Here is a 16,870-nt window from a genome sequence, read left to right on the forward strand (position 1 = left end):
ATTTATGTGTAAATGGCTGCGTGTTTGGTTAAAAAAATACGATGACTGGTGCCAGTCTATGGGGCTTATACCGGAAAACAAACGTCGCTGCACACCGTATAGAAAAGATCCCGCGAACGATGATTGATACTCACTGTCACTTAGACCTCATCGCGGCGAAAACCGATCTTGCTGATGTACTAGAGGGCGCGAGAGCCGCAGGGGTAGAGGGCATAATCGTCCCAGGAATCAATGAAGAAAACTGGACTGACATCGCGCAGCTAGCACAGCAACATTCCGATATTTACTATGCCCTTGGCTTCCATCCTTTATTTTTATCAGGCGTGTCTTCTGCCAGTATTGAACGATTAAAACAGGTGTTCGTCCAAGCGCGAGGCTTGCCTAATAAATGTGTTGCAATCGGCGAGTGCGGATTAGATTTTTATCATTTAGGTCAAGACTGTGATGTTGAACTCGTGAAACAGCAGCAAAAGCAGATCTTACGTGAGCATATATTACTGGCGAATAAAGCCAAGCTCCCAGTTATTTTGCATTGTCGAAAAGCGCACCAAGACATGATGGCGTTACTAAGAAAAACGGCTCCCATATATGGTGGAGTGATCCATGGTTTTAGTGGCAGCTACCAGCAAGCGATGGAATATATAAAATTAGGCATCTATATAGGGGTTGGTGGCGTCATTTCTTATGAACGCGCTAAGAAGACTCGTGACACCATCTCGAAGCTTCCACTTGAATACTTATTAATCGAAACTGACGCACCTGATATGCCATTAAGTGGTTATCAGGGCGCTATCAATAAGCCGGAAATGCTGAAGTTGACCCTATCAACTCTTATCATGCTGCGAAGTGAAAGTGCGCAAACGGTTACGTCACAACTCCAAAATAATAGCAAATCGCTGTTTTTTATTTGTGACTAAAGTTACCTGTAATTGTTAAATTAAGTTTTGTTACAGAGTTGACTTGTGATCTGTGTCGCAAAATGACATGTACGTCTTATGTGTTGAGGACGAAAGTGTGAAGGGGGTACTACTTTCTTTTCTGAGGGTTTGTATAATCGCCCCCGCTTTTGAGCTTCAATTTTTATTACACGCCAAATAATTAAATATAAGGAAGTCATAAACCATGAGCCTGTTTATGAGCCTGGTTGGAATGGTAGTACTGATCGGTATCGCAGTATTATTATCAGATAACCGCAAAGCTATTAATATCAGAACGGTGGGTGGCGCTTTTGCTATCCAATTTTTACTCGGTGCATTCGTTCTTTACGTTCCATGGGGACAAGAAGTACTTCGCGGTGTATCAGACGCTATCTCTAACGTCATCAATTACGGTAATGATGGTTCTTCATTCCTATTCGGTGGTCTTGTGTCAGGCAAGATGTTTGAGGTCTTCGGTGGCGGTGGCTTCATCTTCGCATTCCGTGTATTACCAACACTTATCTTCTTCTCTGCGTTAGTTTCTGTATTGTATTACCTAGGTATTATGCAATGGGTAATCAAGATTCTTGGTGGTGGCTTACAAAAAGCACTAGGCACATCTCGTGCGGAATCGATGTCTGCAGCAGCAAACATTTTCGTTGGTCAAACTGAAGCCCCTCTTGTTGTTCGTCCTTTTGTACCAAAGATGACTCAATCAGAACTATTCGCAGTAATGTGTGGTGGTCTAGCGTCTATCGCTGGTGGTGTTCTTGCGGGTTACGCTTCTATGGGCGTGCCAATTGAGTACTTGGTAGCAGCGTCATTCATGGCAGCACCTGGTGGTCTATTGTTTGCTAAAATCATGAAACCTGAAACTGACGAGCCAATCGATCAGCTTCATGACATGGAAGCAGAAGGCGATGACAAACCAGCTAACGTTATCGATGCAGCAGCAGGCGGCGCGTCAGCGGGTCTTCAGCTAGCACTTAACGTTGGTGCAATGCTAATCGCATTCATCGGCCTTATCGCACTTGTGAACGGTATGCTTGGTGGCGTTGGTGGTTGGTTCGGTATGCCTGAACTGCGCCTTGAATTGCTACTTGGTTGGGTATTTGCTCCTCTTGCATTCCTTATTGGTGTGCCATGGGAAGAAGCGGTTGTTGCTGGTGAGTTCATCGGTATGAAAACCGTTGCTAACGAATTTGTAGCGTTTGCAAACTTTGCACCTTACCTAACTGAAGCTGCGCCTGTCGTTCTTTCTGACAAGACCAAAGCAATCATCTCATTTGCACTTTGTGGTTTCGCGAACCTTTCTTCTATCGCGATTCTACTAGGTGGTCTAGGCAGCTTGGCGCCTAAGCGTCGCGGTGATATCGCTCGCATGGGTGTGAAAGCGGTTATCGCTGGTACGCTATCTAACTTGATGGCAGCAACGATTGCTGGCTTCTGTCTTAGCCTTGCGGCAATGTAACTGTTAGCCGAAGGTTATTTAGTATATAGACGCCACAATAAATCGCCCCGTAGCAAGAGATTGCTGCGGGGCTTTTTTGTTTTTTGGGGGGCAAGAAACCCCCAAATCCCTACCATGTAAGGCATGAAGGGAAAAGAGACGGATTTTTTTGAGATACAAACCGTTTGCGTATTATTCGTGACTACCGTTTTGAGGAAGAGTTCTATACTGTATAGGCTACTCAGTAGATAACCATGTTTGATGGTTATCTACTTAGCCCAGAACTGGTTCTCCACCTTAAATCAATCGGTTGGACTAATACGAACTGGTACTGTGCGGCGACAAGGAAAGCGATTGGCGCGAAGCGCCGAGTCTTCAAGGAACCAAGTCCGTTCATTTATTGCTGACCGCGTGTCAGATAATTAATTGAATATATTGACCGGAGATAGAAATGAGCGATTTAAAAGCAGCAGCTTTACGTGCACTTAAACTGATGGATCTAACCACACTTAACGAAGATGACACGGATGCAAAAGTGATCTCGTTGTGTCATGACGCGAAAACGTCAGTGGGGAATACAGCAGCAGTTTGTATTTATCCACGTTTTGTACCAATTGCGAAGAAAACGCTTCGTGAACAAGGTACGCCGGATGTTCGTATTGCTACTGTGACTAACTTCCCACACGGTAATGATGATATTGCTATCGCTGTTGCTGAAACAAAAGCGGCGGTTGCTTACGGTGCAGACGAAGTGGACGTCGTTTTCCCTTACCGAGCACTGATGACTGGCAACGAAGAAGTAGGCTTCGAGTTGGTTAAGCAATGTAAGGAAGCGTGTGGTGACATCCTTCTTAAAGTGATCATCGAAACCGGTGAGCTGAAAGAAGAAGCACTCATCAAGAAAGCGTCAGAAATCTGTATCAAGGCAGGTGCTGACTTCATCAAAACCTCAACGGGTAAAGTACCGGTTAACGCAACGCCAGAATATGCGCGCATGATGCTAGAAGTGATTCGTGATATGGGCGTAGCAAAAACGGTTGGCTTTAAGCCTGCTGGTGGTGTTCGCACAGCAGAAGATGCAGCAGCATACCTTGCAATGGCCGACGATATCCTAGGCGCGGATTGGGCAGATAACATGCACTACCGTTTTGGTGCATCAAGCCTGCTAACCAACCTCCTTAATACATTAGAAGTAACAGACGAAACTGCAGATCCATCTGCATACTAATCTAACGCTTTTAGGTGGTGACGAACCCTTGTCACCACCATTTCCTCTATACCCTATAACCCAAGCTTAGACTGGGGAGGCACTAATGTATTTACCACAAGAAATTATTCGTAAAAAACGCGATGGCCAAGTACTGAGCGCGGAAGAAATTAACTTCTTCATTCAAGGTGTTGCGAATGACACTGTATCAGAAGGCCAAATTGCAGCTTTCGCCATGACGATCTTTTTTAATGAAATGACTATGCCAGAACGTATTGCGCTGACGTGTGCAATGCGTGACTCTGGCATGGTTATCGATTGGGGCCATATGAACTTTGGTGGCCCAATTGTTGATAAACACTCGACCGGCGGTGTCGGCGATGTCACTTCTTTAATGCTTGGCCCTATGATTGCGGCTTGCGGTGGCTTCGTTCCGATGATCTCTGGACGTGGTTTAGGTCATACAGGGGGGACACTTGATAAACTTGAGTCTATTCCTGGCTATGATATTACACCGACAAACGACGTCTTTGGTCAAGTGACTAAGGACGCGGGCGTTGCGATTATCGGGCAAACGGGTGATTTAGCACCTGCTGATAAGCGTGTCTATGCCACGCGTGATATCACCGCAACCGTTGACAATATTTCTTTGATTACCGCGTCTATTCTATCTAAGAAATTGGCGGCTGGTCTTGAGTCGCTGGTTATGGATGTCAAAGTAGGTTCTGGGGCGTTTATGCCCACTTATGAGGCGTCTGAAGAGTTAGCGAATTCAATCGTTGCGGTTGCAAACGGCGCAGGTACAAAGACAACTGCTATTCTTACTGATATGAACCAAGTACTGGCATCATCTGCTGGTAATGCCGTAGAAGTACGTGAAGCGGTACAGTTCTTAACGGGCGAATACCGTAATCCACGACTGTACGAAGTGACGATGGCGCTTTGTAGTGAAATGCTCGTGTTGGCGAAACTTGCAGGCGATACAGAGCAAGCAGACACGATGCTAAATGAAGTATTGAACAACGGAAAAGCGGCCCAGTGTTTTGGCACAATGGTGTCAGGTTTAGGTGGCCCAGTAGATTTCGTGGAAAACTACGATAAGTACCTAGATAAGGCCGACATTATTAAGCCAGTTTATGCCGATATTGAAGGCACAGTATCGGCGATGGATACTCGAGCTATTGGTATGGCAGTTGTTGGAATGGGCGGTGGTCGTCGTGTTGCGACTGACAAGATTGATTACGCGGTCGGTTTTGACCAATTTATTAGACTTGGTGAGACGGCGAGCCTAGAAAAGCCGCTAGCAGTTATCCATGCGCGTAATGAAGCGCAATGGCATGAGGCGGCAAGCGCGCTAAAAGCGGCGGTAACGGTCGGTGAACAACCCTATACAGAAACCCCATGTGTGTACCGTCATATTCGTGCGGAAGACTTGGCATAGGGTGGGAGAGAAATTATGAAACGAGCATTTATTTTAGTATTAGATTCATTTGGTATTGGTGCTGCGGGCGACGCTGAAAAGTTTGGTGACGTTGGCTCTGATACCATGGGGCATATCGCTGAACATTGTGCGAAAGGTCTTGCTGATAATGACCAGCGTAGCGGTGAATTAACACTACCAAATCTTTCCAAGCTAGGCTTAGCCATGGCGCATAAAGAGTCAACAGGTGCACTCGCTCAGGGTATGCATGATGACGTAGAAATCATTGGTGCTTATGGACACGCTGCAGAGCTTTCATCAGGTAAAGACACGCCGTCGGGTCACTGGGAAATTGCCGGTGTGCCTGTATTGTTTGAGTGGGGCTATTTCACTGATAAAGAGAACGCCTTCCCGAAAGCGCTGACCGATCGCATTCTTAAGCGTGCAGGTCTGGATAGTTTCTTAGGTAACTGCCACGCATCAGGGACTCAAGTTCTTGATGATCTTGGTGAAGAGCACATGAAAACGGGACAGCCTATCTTTTACACATCGGCTGACTCGGTATTCCAGATCGCTTGTCATGAAGAAACATTTGGACTAGATCGCTTGCTAGAGCTTTGCCAGATCGCTCGTGAAGAACTAGAAGATTACAACATTGGCCGTGTTATCGCTCGTCCATTTATTGGTCCTGGTAAAGGTCAGTTTGAGCGTACAGGTAACCGCCGAGATCTATCGGTCGAACCACCAGCGCCAACGGTACTGACTAAGTTAGTGGAAGAGAAACAGGGTCAGGTCGTGTCTATTGGTAAGATTGCCGATATTTACGCCAACTGTGGCATCACCAAAAAAGTGAAAGCGACGGGCATCCCTGCGTTGTTTGAAGCAACCAAAGAGCAAATTAAAGAAGCTGGCGATAACACGATTGTTTTCACTAACTTTGTCGATTTTGACTCGGCGTATGGTCACCGTCGTGACGTAGCCGGTTATGCGGCGGCGTTAGAGTATTTTGATTCTCGTATCCATGAAGTGATTGAGTTAATGGAAGAAGACGATGTATTGATTCTAACTGCGGACCACGGTTGTGATCCTACATGGCCAGGCACTGATCACACGCGTGAGCACATCCCTGTCATTGTTTATGGACACAATATACCAGCCGGCTCTTTAGGGCTTCGTGACAGCTTTGCTGATATTGGTCAGAGTCTTGCTAGCTACTTTGGTACGTCTCCAATGGATTACGGAAAGAGCTTTTTGTAGAACAGCTTTTAGGGGCTAGGATTTAGTTCCTAGTTCCTAGTTCCTAGTTCCTAGTTCCTAGTTCCTAGTTCCTAGAATATAAACGTCGAAGCGTTTTAATTATTTAATAAATTTAACGGTGTTAGGTTGTAAATTAACCGAGATTCCTCAAACCCTTGAGGTTAGAACCGTTCTTTACCGAAAAGGAAAACATAATGGCCACTCCTCACATTAATGCGGAAATGGGTGATTTTGCTGACGTTGTATTAATGCCGGGTGACCCTCTCCGCGCAAAGTACATCGCAGACACGTTTTTGGATGACGCGGTACAGGTGTGTGACGTACGCAGTATGTACGGTTACACAGGGACTTACAAAGGTCGCCGCATCTCTGTAATGGGACATGGTATGGGTATCCCATCATGCTCTATTTATGTAACGGAACTGATTAAAGACTTCGGTGTTAAGAAGATTATTCGTGTAGGCAGTTGTGGTGCTGTAAACGAAGACATTAAAGTTCGTGATGTCGTGATTGGCATGGGCGCATGTACGGATTCGAAAGTGAACCGCATTCGTTTTAAAAACCATGATTTTGCGGCGATTGCGGACTACAAAATGGTGAGAAATGCAGAAGAAGCGGCCAAAGCACGTGGCATCAACGTGAAAGTAGGCAACTTATTTTCTGCTGAACTGTTTTATACCCCCGATCCAGACATGTTTGATGTAATGGATAAGTACGGTATTGTTGGTGTTGAAATGGAAGCGGCGGGTATTTACGGCGTTGCGGCAGAGTATGGCGCTAAAGCATTGGCGATCTGTACGGTTTCGGATCATATCAAAACCGGTGAACAAACCACATCAGATGAACGCGCGACAACGTTCAATGAAATGATGGAGATTGCGTTGGACTCAGTGCTACTGGGCGACGAAGAGTAATCGGTACTTGTCATAAAAAAACCTCGCTTTGGCGAGGTTTTTTTATGGCGTTTATTTAAGGTTGTTTTAACAGTAAGTTCTCACCCTTATTCTTTCCTGGGCGACGCAGAATGACAAGGAGTAGCACACCGGAAATAAAGCTCATCAGTATCATCATGTACATGTAACGATCACTTTTTCGGTAGTGGTGATCCGAGATCGCGGTGACTTTTCCGGTCTCAAACGTAATACGTACGAAGCCGATAATGCTATTGTCATTTATGATCGGCTCTATCAGTTGCTGACGCCCTATACTGGCCGTCGCGAGTGGTGTATCGAGTCCAAGCACCTCTCTGGCTGATTTGGCATCGGTACTGGCGGCTACTTTCACCCCTTCAGCGTTGTACACTGTTGCGTCCAGCACCAGTCTTTCAGTTGCTAACTGGTTGGTCAACGCCCCTAGGCGCTCTTGGTCTTGATCGATCAGCATCTGTCGAGCAGATAGGGAGGCTTGGGAGATTAATATTTTACTTAGCACTTCTAGCTGATTACTTTGAATTCTTTCGTTACCTTTACTGATAACAAAGCTATTCGTAGCGATAAAAAATACCATCGCACCAATGAGTCCTAGAGCGACAATGCGTAAAAAGTTGCGAAATGAAAACAGTGAACCGTCCATAATCTTACAAAAGGTCTAAGAAATTACTGATTGGTTTATATTGAGACTTGCACAAGTAAATTGCAATAGGTTACCGTCGTAGTAATTTTCTTATGAAGGACAAGACATGGACGCGGTAAAGCCTTTAGTGATTTCAAAGCGTATTCCCTTAAAGGAGCGCTTTCCGGAAACCCTACTTTCACATCAGCTAGAAAAGAGCAAAGCCTCTTGGATAGTGTATGCTCCTTACCTTTCTGTCAGTATGTTTAATGACATGGATTTTTATGTCGGGCAATCGAGTCGTATTCTTGAGGCTTGGCAAGTGGGTCCGTATGAAGTGGCGTTAATGGCCGGAACGTTAACGTCTGAGCATCAGAAAATATTGGCAGAATTGCAGGTCGATTGTTCGGCCTTGTGTGACGTGCCAGACCTCAATAAACCGGGCGTAATCGTCCTTGATATGGACTCAACCGCGATTCAGATTGAATGCATTGATGAGATCGCTAAGTTAGCCGGTGTTGGCAAGCAAGTGGCGGAAGTGACAGAACGTGCGATGCAAGGCGAGCTGGATTTTGAACAAAGTTTACGTCAACGAGTAGGGACGCTGAAAGGTGCCGATGAGTCAATACTCAGCGCCGTTCGTGCCGAGTTACCCATGATGCCAGAGCTAAGAGAGATGATTAAAACACTGCAATCTCGTGGCTGGAAAACAGCGATTGCATCCGGTGGTTTTACCTACTTCTCGGACTACTTAAAACAAGAATTGTCTCTCGATTATGCTCAATCTAATACCCTAGAAATTGTTGATGGTAAACTGACTGGCGCCGTAATTGGTGAAGTAGTTGATGCAGAAAAGAAAGCGGATATATTGCAATCTCTGGCCGAAGAGTATGATATTGAACCGCACAACACGATTGCTGTGGGTGATGGTGCTAATGATTTAGTGATGATGCACGCGGCTGGTTTGGGCATTGCCTATCATGCAAAACCAAAAGTCGAAGAAAAAGCGCAGGTGGCAATTAAGTTTGCCGGACTCGGTGGCGTGGTATGTATATTATCAGGGCTACTTGCTAAGCAAAAAAGAGTGAATTGGTAATACTCATTAGGTAATTTGATTTATTAATAGAGCTTGCAGGTGTGACGTATAAGGTGTTAATACCTTTGAAAAAAAGGGGGGTTGCTAGTTTGCAATCCCCCTTTTTTGTGTCGAGCAAGATCGGAGGCAAGGTGGCTTGATCAGCTATTGAGCTCCAAGCGAATGAGCACTTCTTCAGTAATGTCAATGACCTCACAGTAGCCACAGATTGCCGTCATTTCATTTTCCAAATTTCTCGCATGACTCAGGCTAAGGGTTAATAGTTCGTTGATGTCTTTTTTCATCAGGGTAGTCAGTGCATCGAATACAGGGCCTGAAGATACTCTCAGTATGTACAGTTCACCCATTGTTAAGGCGTCTTTAATGAACCTTATCCGCTTTTGTGTTGAGTCAAAGTCTTCACGAAGTCGTGTGTGTATCGATTGAATTCGGTCACCGAGTTTCAGCACACCAATATACAATTCATGGTAAACGATTTTAGAACCCGGTCTGCGTTTCATTGGCTCGGCAATCATACTATTGCTGCGTCCTTTAAAAATTGGCTCTAGTGCTAATTTTTGCTGATGACCAATGCGCTCGAAAAATTGCAGGTAACCAGGTAGTGGGAAATTGACACCGACAACTCGACTCTTAACCGAGGTGCCTCGTTTGTCGATGTAGATTGGCGTACTGACCATTTTTCCAAGTAGTACATTATGTAACGACTCAAGCAGGTCCGGGCTTGGTAGAATTTCAGTTTTGATAAGAAGCTTGTCGCGATTATTTTCAATCATACCATTGAAAAATGCGATGATCTTGATGGTTTTACCAGACTCAGCAATGGCAAGAAATGCCGTTTTTTTATCCTCAGACATGCGTACAACATGGTAGGGAACATGATTAAGAGGGAGGTTTTTGTTGTACAGCTGTAATTCTTTAAATGCGACGGAAACCCTCATTCCTGAGCTAAGTGCAGCAGCACTACGAAGCTGAATACTGGCGCCACGTTTTGAAATGTCGAGAGTGACGCCTTCAACGATTTCGTTATTTTCGTTCATAATAGCGACGGGCGTACGAAACTCGTATCGTGGTTCTTTTCGTCTTGACTCAGCATCAAAATAAAGACCACGCGGTTGACCGATGATTTTTCGTGGGTGTCTGAAGCGGTTCAAACCGCTCGCCGCAATGCGCGGCTTTTCAGTAAATAAATAATCACTTGCCGACGTTTGGTCGCTGATTTCCTGCAAAATGCCGAAATGGGTGAGTTTCTCTGGTTTAGCAACCAAAGCACTGTAGTGTTTAGATATGGACGTGACATCGGTTTCTGATAACTCAAAAACAGAGAGACGGAATGCTTTCCAGCTCGCTCGCTTGGCACCGACATGCCAGAAAAGTTGCCGTTCTTCTCGATTTGCTTCAGGCATCATCATGGAATAAAACAACGTCATACCATTGTGATCATGGGTAAAGGTATAGAGAACGTTGCTACAGCCTTTGATCCCTGTTTTGATCAGAAGCTCCATTCGCTCAGGTGAGAACAACGAGCCTAGAGCTTGCTGGTGGCGCTCATCGTGCCAATAATTCCATATATCCTTGTTATTCTCGGTAAGCAGAGAGACTTTTAGCTCATTACCGCTGAAAAATAGCGGCAGATTACAAGCATGTTTTAGGTAAGTGTGCTCGTAGCCTCGCGTGCGGGCACGAGTAATTCGGTCTTGATTATCATGACGAATTTTTTTGGATTCGGTATTTAACGTTTTTTCCACGACCTGCTCAACGGCATTGGTACGTGTTAGCCTTAAAGTGCGCAGGTACTTCACTGGAGAGACGCCGTGAATGCCATCAACACCAAGAACACGGTATTCAATTGGTAAGTCGATGTCTTTGACATTGCTTCCTTTGGCTAGCTCCTCAAAGCGGACCTTTATTATTTGCCCAAGATCATAATCAAAAGTACCCGGTACTTTAAATTTGGCGCCCGAGTTTGATAGATCAACGCTTAGGCCATGTACCTGTTCACCATTTTCGAGCTCAATAGAGACTTGAGACTCAAGTCTAAGGCGGTTCTCTTTGCGTTTCAGATCGTACCCTAAATTAATCGCTTCGGCCGCGTAAGGGCTGTCTGGATCGGTCAGCTCACCTTCGTGCTTTAATTTTTGTTCGCTGCCAATAGTACTAATGGTTTGCTTGTTAACGAGGGCTTCCCATACACCTTCAGTGTAACCACCAAACTTACGAGTCAGTTTATGGTACAGATTAAACGCTCTGTCATCGAGCCAGTGAGTGAGCCCATCAAATTGATATTCATGGCAATGTGAAGAGACGCGCCCACGAAGGTCAATACGCTTATGGCAAGGCGCCATGAGTCTATTGAGCTCCATTTTAACGAGCAGTTTCGCTGATGGCGTCTCGCCTTCAGTGATTTGTTTGAGAACAAAGTCAAAATCTTCGGCGTGATAAACCGGTATTAGGCGTTCTGCGAGAGAAAGTATTTCTGATTGCTGCATGAGTTTTGTTAAAGTGTCCCTGTTTGATGGCGATGCCATCATCGATATAACAGCGCAATAAATTTTATCGGCTAGTGTACCGCAATCCTTAGCGATATCTGCTGATGATTTTACAGCATTTTAATTGAATATTTTTCGTGGATTCTCTCGTCTTGGCAATAATTATTGCTTGTCGGAACGAAAATAATAACGGAAAGAACAAAAAAACAACGCCCTTGCGGGGCGGTAAGTGCAAGCGATTGCATTATTATTGTTTTTTCTGTCAATGAGGTAGTGAATAAGTATGGCAAAAGCGAAAAGAGCTTACGTGTGTAATGATTGCGGCGCAGACTTTCCTCGTTGGCAAGGGCAATGTAATGCATGTGGAGCGTGGAATACCATTTCTGAAGTTCGCCTAGCTGCATCGCCTCAAGTGGCACGTAACGAGCGCCTAGCAGGTTACGCAGGTGGAACGGCGGAAGCCAGTGTTCAGACCTTATCTGAAATTGACCTGCAAGAAGTACCACGATTTTCGAGTAGTTTTAAAGAGCTCGACCGCGTGCTTGGTGGCGGTGTTGTGCCAGGTGCGGCCATTCTTATTGGTGGTAACCCTGGGGCGGGTAAGTCGACGTTACTATTACAAGCAATGTGTCGCCTATCATCGCAAATGCCAACGCTGTACGTTACCGGCGAAGAATCGCTACAACAAGTGGCCATGCGTGCCTCCAGACTTGGCTTGCCAAAAGATCATCTAAAGATGCTTTCTGAAACCAATGTTGACCGTATTTGCCAAGTCGCAGAAAAAGAACAGCCGAAGTTGATGGTGATTGACTCGATTCAAGTCATGCACGTATCAGATGTTCAGTCTTCACCGGGTAGTGTGGCGCAGGTTCGTGAATCAGCCACCGCGTTAACGCGTTATGCCAAGCAAAATAATGTCGCGATCTTTATGGTGGGTCACGTTACTAAAGACGGTATTTTAGCCGGTCCTAAGGTTCTTGAACATATTATCGATTGCTCGGTTTTACTGGATGGCGGAACGGATAGTCGCTTTAGGACCTTACGTAGTCATAAAAACCGTTTTGGCGCAGTAAATGAGCTGGGTGTGTTTGCCATGACAGAGCAAGGGCTAAAAGAAGTCAGTAATCCATCGGCGATTTTCTTATCACGTGGGGAAGAAGAAACGTCTGGCAGTTCAGTCATGGTGGTATGGGAAGGTACGCGCCCGTTACTGGTTGAAATTCAAGCCTTGGTGGATTACAGCCAGCTTGCTAACCCAAGACGAGTTTCCGTTGGTTTGGATCAAAATAGACTCTCGTTATTGTTGGCGGTACTACATAAACACGGCGGTTTACAAATGGCAGACCAAGATGTCTTTGTTAATGTTGTGGGTGGCGTTAAGGTCACAGAAACCAGCGCCGATTTAGCTCTAGTCATGGCGCTGTTGTCCAGCTTTAAAGACAGACCGCTGCCAAAAGACGTGGTGGTGTTTGGTGAGGTAGGGCTCGCGGGAGAAATTCGCCCGGTTCCAAGTGGTCAAGAACGTTTGATGGAGGCGTTTAAACACGGCTTTAAACGCGCGATTGTTCCAGCAGCCAATATGCCAAAAGGTGGCATAGAAGGGATGCAAATACATGGCGTTAAAAAGTTGTCAGAAGCTCTATCGGCCTTTGATGAACTTTAGCTTTGTATGAAATAAACGACGAGTGGTGCGTTAAATGCACTTTTAATAGTGGCTTTTCTGAAATTTTAGGTAGAATAGCGCCCACAAAGTCTGTGATTTTTAGAAACGACATCGAAAAATCACAAAGAGCAGCTAAAATTAACTGCGAACTTACGTAAGGTACTCTGTAGTAATAGGCTTACTGGGGCAGGCTTTCATCTTAATTTAGATGGAGTTGCGTCATAGTCGATGCTTAAGGGTATAACTTTTTTTTAATGCAAGTGCACGCAATGGTATCCGTCTTGACAGATTGTGATATACTCTGCGCGCATTTTATATCCTATTAACAGAGTAAAACGATGACTGATTTATCAAAATACAGAAATATTGGTATTTTCGCGCACGTTGATGCGGGTAAAACCACTACAACTGAGCGTATTCTTAAACTGACTGGCCAAATCCATAAGACTGGTGAAGTTCATGATGGTGAATCAACTACCGACTTCATGGAACAGGAAGCTGAGCGCGGAATTACTATCCAGTCAGCGGCAGTTAGCTGTTTTTGGAACGATCACCGTTTGAACGTTATCGATACTCCTGGACACGTTGACTTTACAGTTGAAGTATATCGTTCACTTAAAGTACTTGATGGCGGTATCGGTGTATTCTGTGGTTCTGGTGGTGTTGAGCCTCAATCAGAAACTAACTGGCGTTACGCGAACGAATCAGAAGTATCTCGTCTGATCTTCGTTAACAAACTAGACCGTATGGGTGCTGACTTCTTTAACGTTGTTGACCAAGTTAAAAACGTTCTAGGTGCTAACCCACTAGTTATGGTTCTACCTATCGGCCGCGAAGATGACTTCGTTGGTGTTGTAGACCTTCTAAGCCGTAAAGCATACGTTTGGGATGACACAGGTCTTCCAGAAAACTACGAAATCCTAGATGTTCCTGCGGACATGGTTGATGACGTTGAAGCGTACCGTGAAGAGTTGATCGAGACTGCTGTAGAGCAAGACGACGACCTAATGGAAGCGTACATGGAAGGTGAAGAGCCTTCAATCGAAGACATCAAGCGTTGTATCCGTAAAGGTACTCGTGACCTAGCGTTCTTCCCAACATTCTGTGGTTCTGCATTTAAGAACAAGGGTGTTCAGATCGTTCTTGATGCTGTAGTTGATTACCTACCTGCTCCAACAGAAGTAGATCCTCAACCACTAACAGACAAAGAAACTGGCGAACCAACTGGTGAAGTTGCGACAGTATCTGCTGATGAGCCACTACGTGCGCTAGCGTTCAAAATCATGGACGACCGTTTCGGTGCTCTAACGTTTATCCGTATTTACTCAGGTAAACTGAACAAGGGTGACACTATCCTTAACGCTGCAACTGGTAAAACAGAGCGTATCGGCCGTATGGTTGAGATGCAAGCAGATGAGCGTAACGAACTTACTTCAGCTCAAGCGGGTGACATTATCGCTGTAGTTGGTATGAAGAACGTTCAAACTGGTCACACTCTATGTGATCCTAAGCACGAGTGTACGCTTGAGCCAATGATCTTCCCAACACCAGTAATCTCAATCGCTGTATCTCCAAAAGATAAAGGCGGTTCTGAGAAAATGGGTATCGCGATCGGTAAAATGGTTGCAGAAGATCCATCTTTCCAAGTTGAAACTGACGAAGAAACTGGCGAAACCATCCTTAAAGGTATGGGTGAGCTTCACCTAGACATTAAAGTTGACATCCTTAAGCGTACTTACGGTGTTGACCTAACTGTTGGTGCTCCTCAAGTTGCTTACCGTGAAACTATCACTCAAGCAATTGAAGATAGCTACACGCACAAGAAACAGTCTGGTGGTTCTGGTCAATTCGGTAAGATCGATTACCGTATCAAGCCTGGCGAAGCTGGTTCTGGTTTCACGTTCAAATCAACAGTTGTTGGTGGTAACGTTCCTAAAGAATTCTGGCCTGCAGTTGAAAAAGGCTTTGCTGGAATGATGGACAACGGTGTTCTTGCTGGCTTCCCAACGCTAGACGTTGAAGTTGAGCTATTCGACGGTGGCTTCCACGCAGTTGACTCATCTGCAATCGCATTTGAAATCGCAGCGAAAGGCGCATTCCGTCAGTCTATGCCTAAAGCAGGCGCACAACTTCTTGAGCCTATCATGAACGTTGACGTGTTCACTCCAGACGATCACGTAGGTGACGTTATCGGTGACCTTAACCGTCGTCGTGGTATGATCAAAGACCAACAAGCTGGCGCTACTGGTGTTCGTATTAAAGCTGACGTACCTCTTTCTGAGATGTTCGGCTACATCGGTCACCTACGTACAATCACTTCTGGTCGTGGCCAATTCTCTATGGAATTCGCTCACTATGCACCGTGTCCAATGAACGTTGCAGAAGAAGTTATTGCTAAAGTTAAAGAAGAGAAAGCAAACAAGTAATTGTTTGATTAATCTTTAAAAAACCCGCCTTATGGCGGGTTTTTTGTTATTGATTCACAAGAAACTTCCCTTCACTTTATTTGGTTCCATATAAGGGTATAGTCGGTTTCTATTATCTCTAGATCGTCATTAGAGTGAGATTGAAACTCACGCACTTGTTCGCGAATCCAGTCACTAAACAGGGCGATTTTTTTACGGTTAAAGTAACTGTCTGGTGCACATAAGTAATAAGAGAATTTCGGTCTGAGCGCTCGATCACCTATGCGAACTAAGGTGCCTTCCTGAATATATCGATACGCTAAGCTGTGTTTAATTAGCGCGACACCTTGTACCGCTAATGCCCCTTCTAAGACAAAATGAGAGCCGTTATATTGTAACGTTGGTTTTCCTAACTTTCCGCCAATCCGATTTAACCACAGATTCCAATCCATATCCGGCCATGTATCCTCGATGAGGTTTGCGTGAGATAAGTCATCGACGGTGTAGATACCGTGCTTTTCTTGGTAGATAGGGTGACAAACCGGATAAATAATATCGTCCATTAAATGCTCACTGCGAATGTTGGGGTAGCTCCCTTCTCCATAGCGAATACTGATATCAACGGATGAATCTTCAAATTTAACCAGTTGATTAGTAGGCTCTAACAAGATCGCCATGTTGGGATGCACTTCCCGAAAGCCTTGTAACCTAGGTACGAGCCAATGCTGGGCGAAAGAGGGCAGTGTTGAGATGGATAACCGATTAGGATTGGGATCTTGATTAATCAGTCGAACACCTTGCTGAAGATGCATCATCCCTTTCTGCGTATGGCTAAATAACAACTCGCCTTCCAGTGTTAATCGGACCTTCCTATGTTCGCGATGAAACAACGGTGTCCCTAGGATTTGTTCCAGTAGACGGATTTGTTGACTGACTGCGGCCGCTGAAACGAATAGCGCTTTAGCCGCATCTTTAAAGCTGCCTTTCTCTACTGCCATATAAAAGTAGTACAGCCCTTGTAAGGGAGGAAGTCGCTCTTTCACTTAAGTTTTCCTTAACTCAATGGAAGTTATCATCGTTTGTCACTGGTTAATATTTGCACGAATATTAACCAAAAGCGAGAGGGAATATGCGATGAAAAACCTAAATGCACTAGAAGGTATACAAATTGATGATGGTATGCACAGTCAACTGGCGATGTTGAGTAAGAAATTCTTACTCATACTGACAGTGTGGCATCGAAACTACGTCACAAGACGTTCTCTTCACGGAATGTCGGATCATATGTTAAGGGATATTGGCCTAACTCAGAATGAGGCTGAAGTAGAATCTCGAAGATTATTTTGGCAATGATAAGCTGGATGGCGAAAAAGAGGCGCGGTGAGCGCCTCTTTTCAAGGGGAAGATGTGAAGAGTAA

13 protein-coding genes are annotated in these 16,870 nt (G+C 45.1%); 10 read left to right on the plus strand and 3 right to left on the minus strand.

Going from position 1 to position 16,870, the window contains the following annotated elements; translation table 11 throughout:
• The first annotated feature begins 41 nt into the window (after positions 1-41).
• The 6 genes from MD535_RS04525 (at position 42) to deoD (ending at position 7,165) form a co-directional block, all read left to right on the plus strand.
• Complete coding sequence (locus MD535_RS04525) at positions 42-917, plus strand: TatD family hydrolase (protein ID WP_390902885.1); 876 nt, start codon at positions 42-44, stop codon at positions 915-917.
• Between the two features lie 205 nt (positions 918-1,122).
• Complete coding sequence (locus tag MD535_RS04530; RefSeq protein ID WP_265673739.1) at positions 1,123-2,388, plus strand: NupC/NupG family nucleoside CNT transporter; 1,266 nt, start codon at positions 1,123-1,125, stop codon at positions 2,386-2,388.
• A gap of 430 nt (positions 2,389-2,818) precedes the next feature.
• Entirely contained in the window at positions 2,819-3,595 is a 777-nt protein-coding gene (deoC, locus tag MD535_RS04535; protein WP_265673740.1) for a deoxyribose-phosphate aldolase, read from the plus strand.
• 85 nt (positions 3,596-3,680) lie between these two features.
• On the plus strand, positions 3,681-5,015 hold the full coding sequence (gene deoA, locus MD535_RS04540) for a thymidine phosphorylase (RefSeq protein WP_265673741.1): 1,335 nt from the start codon (positions 3,681-3,683) through the stop codon (positions 5,013-5,015).
• A 15-nt stretch (positions 5,016-5,030) separates the two neighbouring features.
• Positions 5,031-6,251: a phosphopentomutase gene (locus tag MD535_RS04545; protein WP_265673742.1), complete on the plus strand. Its 1,221-nt coding sequence runs from the start codon at positions 5,031-5,033 to the stop codon at positions 6,249-6,251.
• 194 nt (positions 6,252-6,445) lie between these two features.
• Positions 6,446-7,165 (plus strand): purine-nucleoside phosphorylase, encoded by a 720-nt coding sequence (gene deoD, locus MD535_RS04550; protein ID WP_265673743.1) that lies wholly within the window; start codon positions 6,446-6,448, stop codon positions 7,163-7,165.
• 55 nt (positions 7,166-7,220) lie between these two features.
• On the opposite strand, the gene MD535_RS04555 is transcribed toward deoD, so the two are convergent.
• On the minus strand, positions 7,221-7,823 hold the full coding sequence (locus tag MD535_RS04555) for a YtjB family periplasmic protein (RefSeq protein WP_265673744.1): 603 nt from the start codon (positions 7,821-7,823) through the stop codon (positions 7,221-7,223).
• A gap of 106 nt (positions 7,824-7,929) precedes the next feature.
• Between MD535_RS04555 and serB the strand changes: the two genes are divergently transcribed.
• The gene (serB, locus tag MD535_RS04560; RefSeq protein ID WP_265673745.1) at positions 7,930-8,898 is read left to right on the plus strand and encodes a phosphoserine phosphatase; all 969 of its coding nucleotides are present in this window, start codon (positions 7,930-7,932) and stop codon (positions 8,896-8,898) included.
• Positions 8,899-9,038: 140 nt separating this feature from the next.
• Here the strand turns inward: serB and MD535_RS04565 are convergent, their stop codons facing one another.
• Complete coding sequence (locus tag MD535_RS04565; RefSeq protein ID WP_265673746.1) at positions 9,039-11,384, minus strand: PilZ domain-containing protein; 2,346 nt, start codon at positions 11,382-11,384, stop codon at positions 9,039-9,041.
• A gap of 283 nt (positions 11,385-11,667) precedes the next feature.
• Between MD535_RS04565 and radA the strand changes: the two genes are divergently transcribed.
• Positions 11,668-13,047 (plus strand): DNA repair protein RadA, encoded by a 1,380-nt coding sequence (gene radA / locus MD535_RS04570; protein ID WP_265673747.1) that lies wholly within the window; start codon positions 11,668-11,670, stop codon positions 13,045-13,047.
• Between the two features lie 338 nt (positions 13,048-13,385).
• The gene (fusA, locus tag MD535_RS04575) at positions 13,386-15,473 is read left to right on the plus strand and encodes an elongation factor G (protein ID WP_265673748.1); all 2,088 of its coding nucleotides are present in this window, start codon (positions 13,386-13,388) and stop codon (positions 15,471-15,473) included.
• 71 nt (positions 15,474-15,544) lie between these two features.
• Here fusA and MD535_RS04580 read toward each other — a convergent pair whose 3' ends face one another.
• Positions 15,545-16,495, minus strand: coding sequence for a LysR substrate-binding domain-containing protein (locus tag MD535_RS04580; RefSeq protein ID WP_265673749.1), 951 nt, complete (start codon positions 16,493-16,495; stop codon positions 15,545-15,547).
• A gap of 91 nt (positions 16,496-16,586) precedes the next feature.
• Here MD535_RS04580 and MD535_RS04585 point away from each other — a divergent pair, with 91 nt between their 5' ends.
• Positions 16,587-16,805 (plus strand): DUF1127 domain-containing protein, encoded by a 219-nt coding sequence (locus MD535_RS04585; protein ID WP_265673750.1) that lies wholly within the window; start codon positions 16,587-16,589, stop codon positions 16,803-16,805.
• Positions 16,806-16,870 lie beyond the last annotated feature (65 nt).

The organism is Vibrio qingdaonensis, assembly GCF_026191675.1.
GTDB lineage: Bacteria > Pseudomonadota > Gammaproteobacteria > Enterobacterales > Vibrionaceae > Vibrio > Vibrio qingdaonensis.

Excerpts from the sequence above, each read along its gene's own strand:
- MD535_RS04525 (WP_390902885.1), top strand. The coding sequence starts at position 42 with ATGACTGGTGCCAGTCTATGGGGCTTATACCGGAAAACAAACGTCGCT.
- MD535_RS04530 (WP_265673739.1), top strand. The coding sequence starts at position 1,123 with ATGAGCCTGTTTATGAGCCTGGTTGGAATGGTAGTACTGATCGGTATC.
- deoC (WP_265673740.1), top strand. The coding sequence starts at position 2,819 with ATGAGCGATTTAAAAGCAGCAGCTTTACGTGCACTTAAACTGATGGAT.
- deoA (WP_265673741.1), top strand. The coding sequence starts at position 3,681 with ATGTATTTACCACAAGAAATTATTCGTAAAAAACGCGATGGCCAAGTA.
- MD535_RS04545 (WP_265673742.1), top strand. The coding sequence starts at position 5,031 with ATGAAACGAGCATTTATTTTAGTATTAGATTCATTTGGTATTGGTGCT.
- deoD (WP_265673743.1), top strand. The coding sequence starts at position 6,446 with ATGGCCACTCCTCACATTAATGCGGAAATGGGTGATTTTGCTGACGTT.
- MD535_RS04555 (WP_265673744.1), bottom strand. The coding sequence starts at position 7,823 with ATGGACGGTTCACTGTTTTCATTTCGCAACTTTTTACGCATTGTCGCT.
- serB (WP_265673745.1), top strand. The coding sequence starts at position 7,930 with ATGGACGCGGTAAAGCCTTTAGTGATTTCAAAGCGTATTCCCTTAAAG.
- MD535_RS04565 (WP_265673746.1), bottom strand. The coding sequence starts at position 11,384 with ATGCAGCAATCAGAAATACTTTCTCTCGCAGAACGCCTAATACCGGTT.
- radA (WP_265673747.1), top strand. The coding sequence starts at position 11,668 with ATGGCAAAAGCGAAAAGAGCTTACGTGTGTAATGATTGCGGCGCAGAC.
- fusA (WP_265673748.1), top strand. The coding sequence starts at position 13,386 with ATGACTGATTTATCAAAATACAGAAATATTGGTATTTTCGCGCACGTT.
- MD535_RS04585 (WP_265673750.1), top strand. The coding sequence starts at position 16,587 with ATGAAAAACCTAAATGCACTAGAAGGTATACAAATTGATGATGGTATG.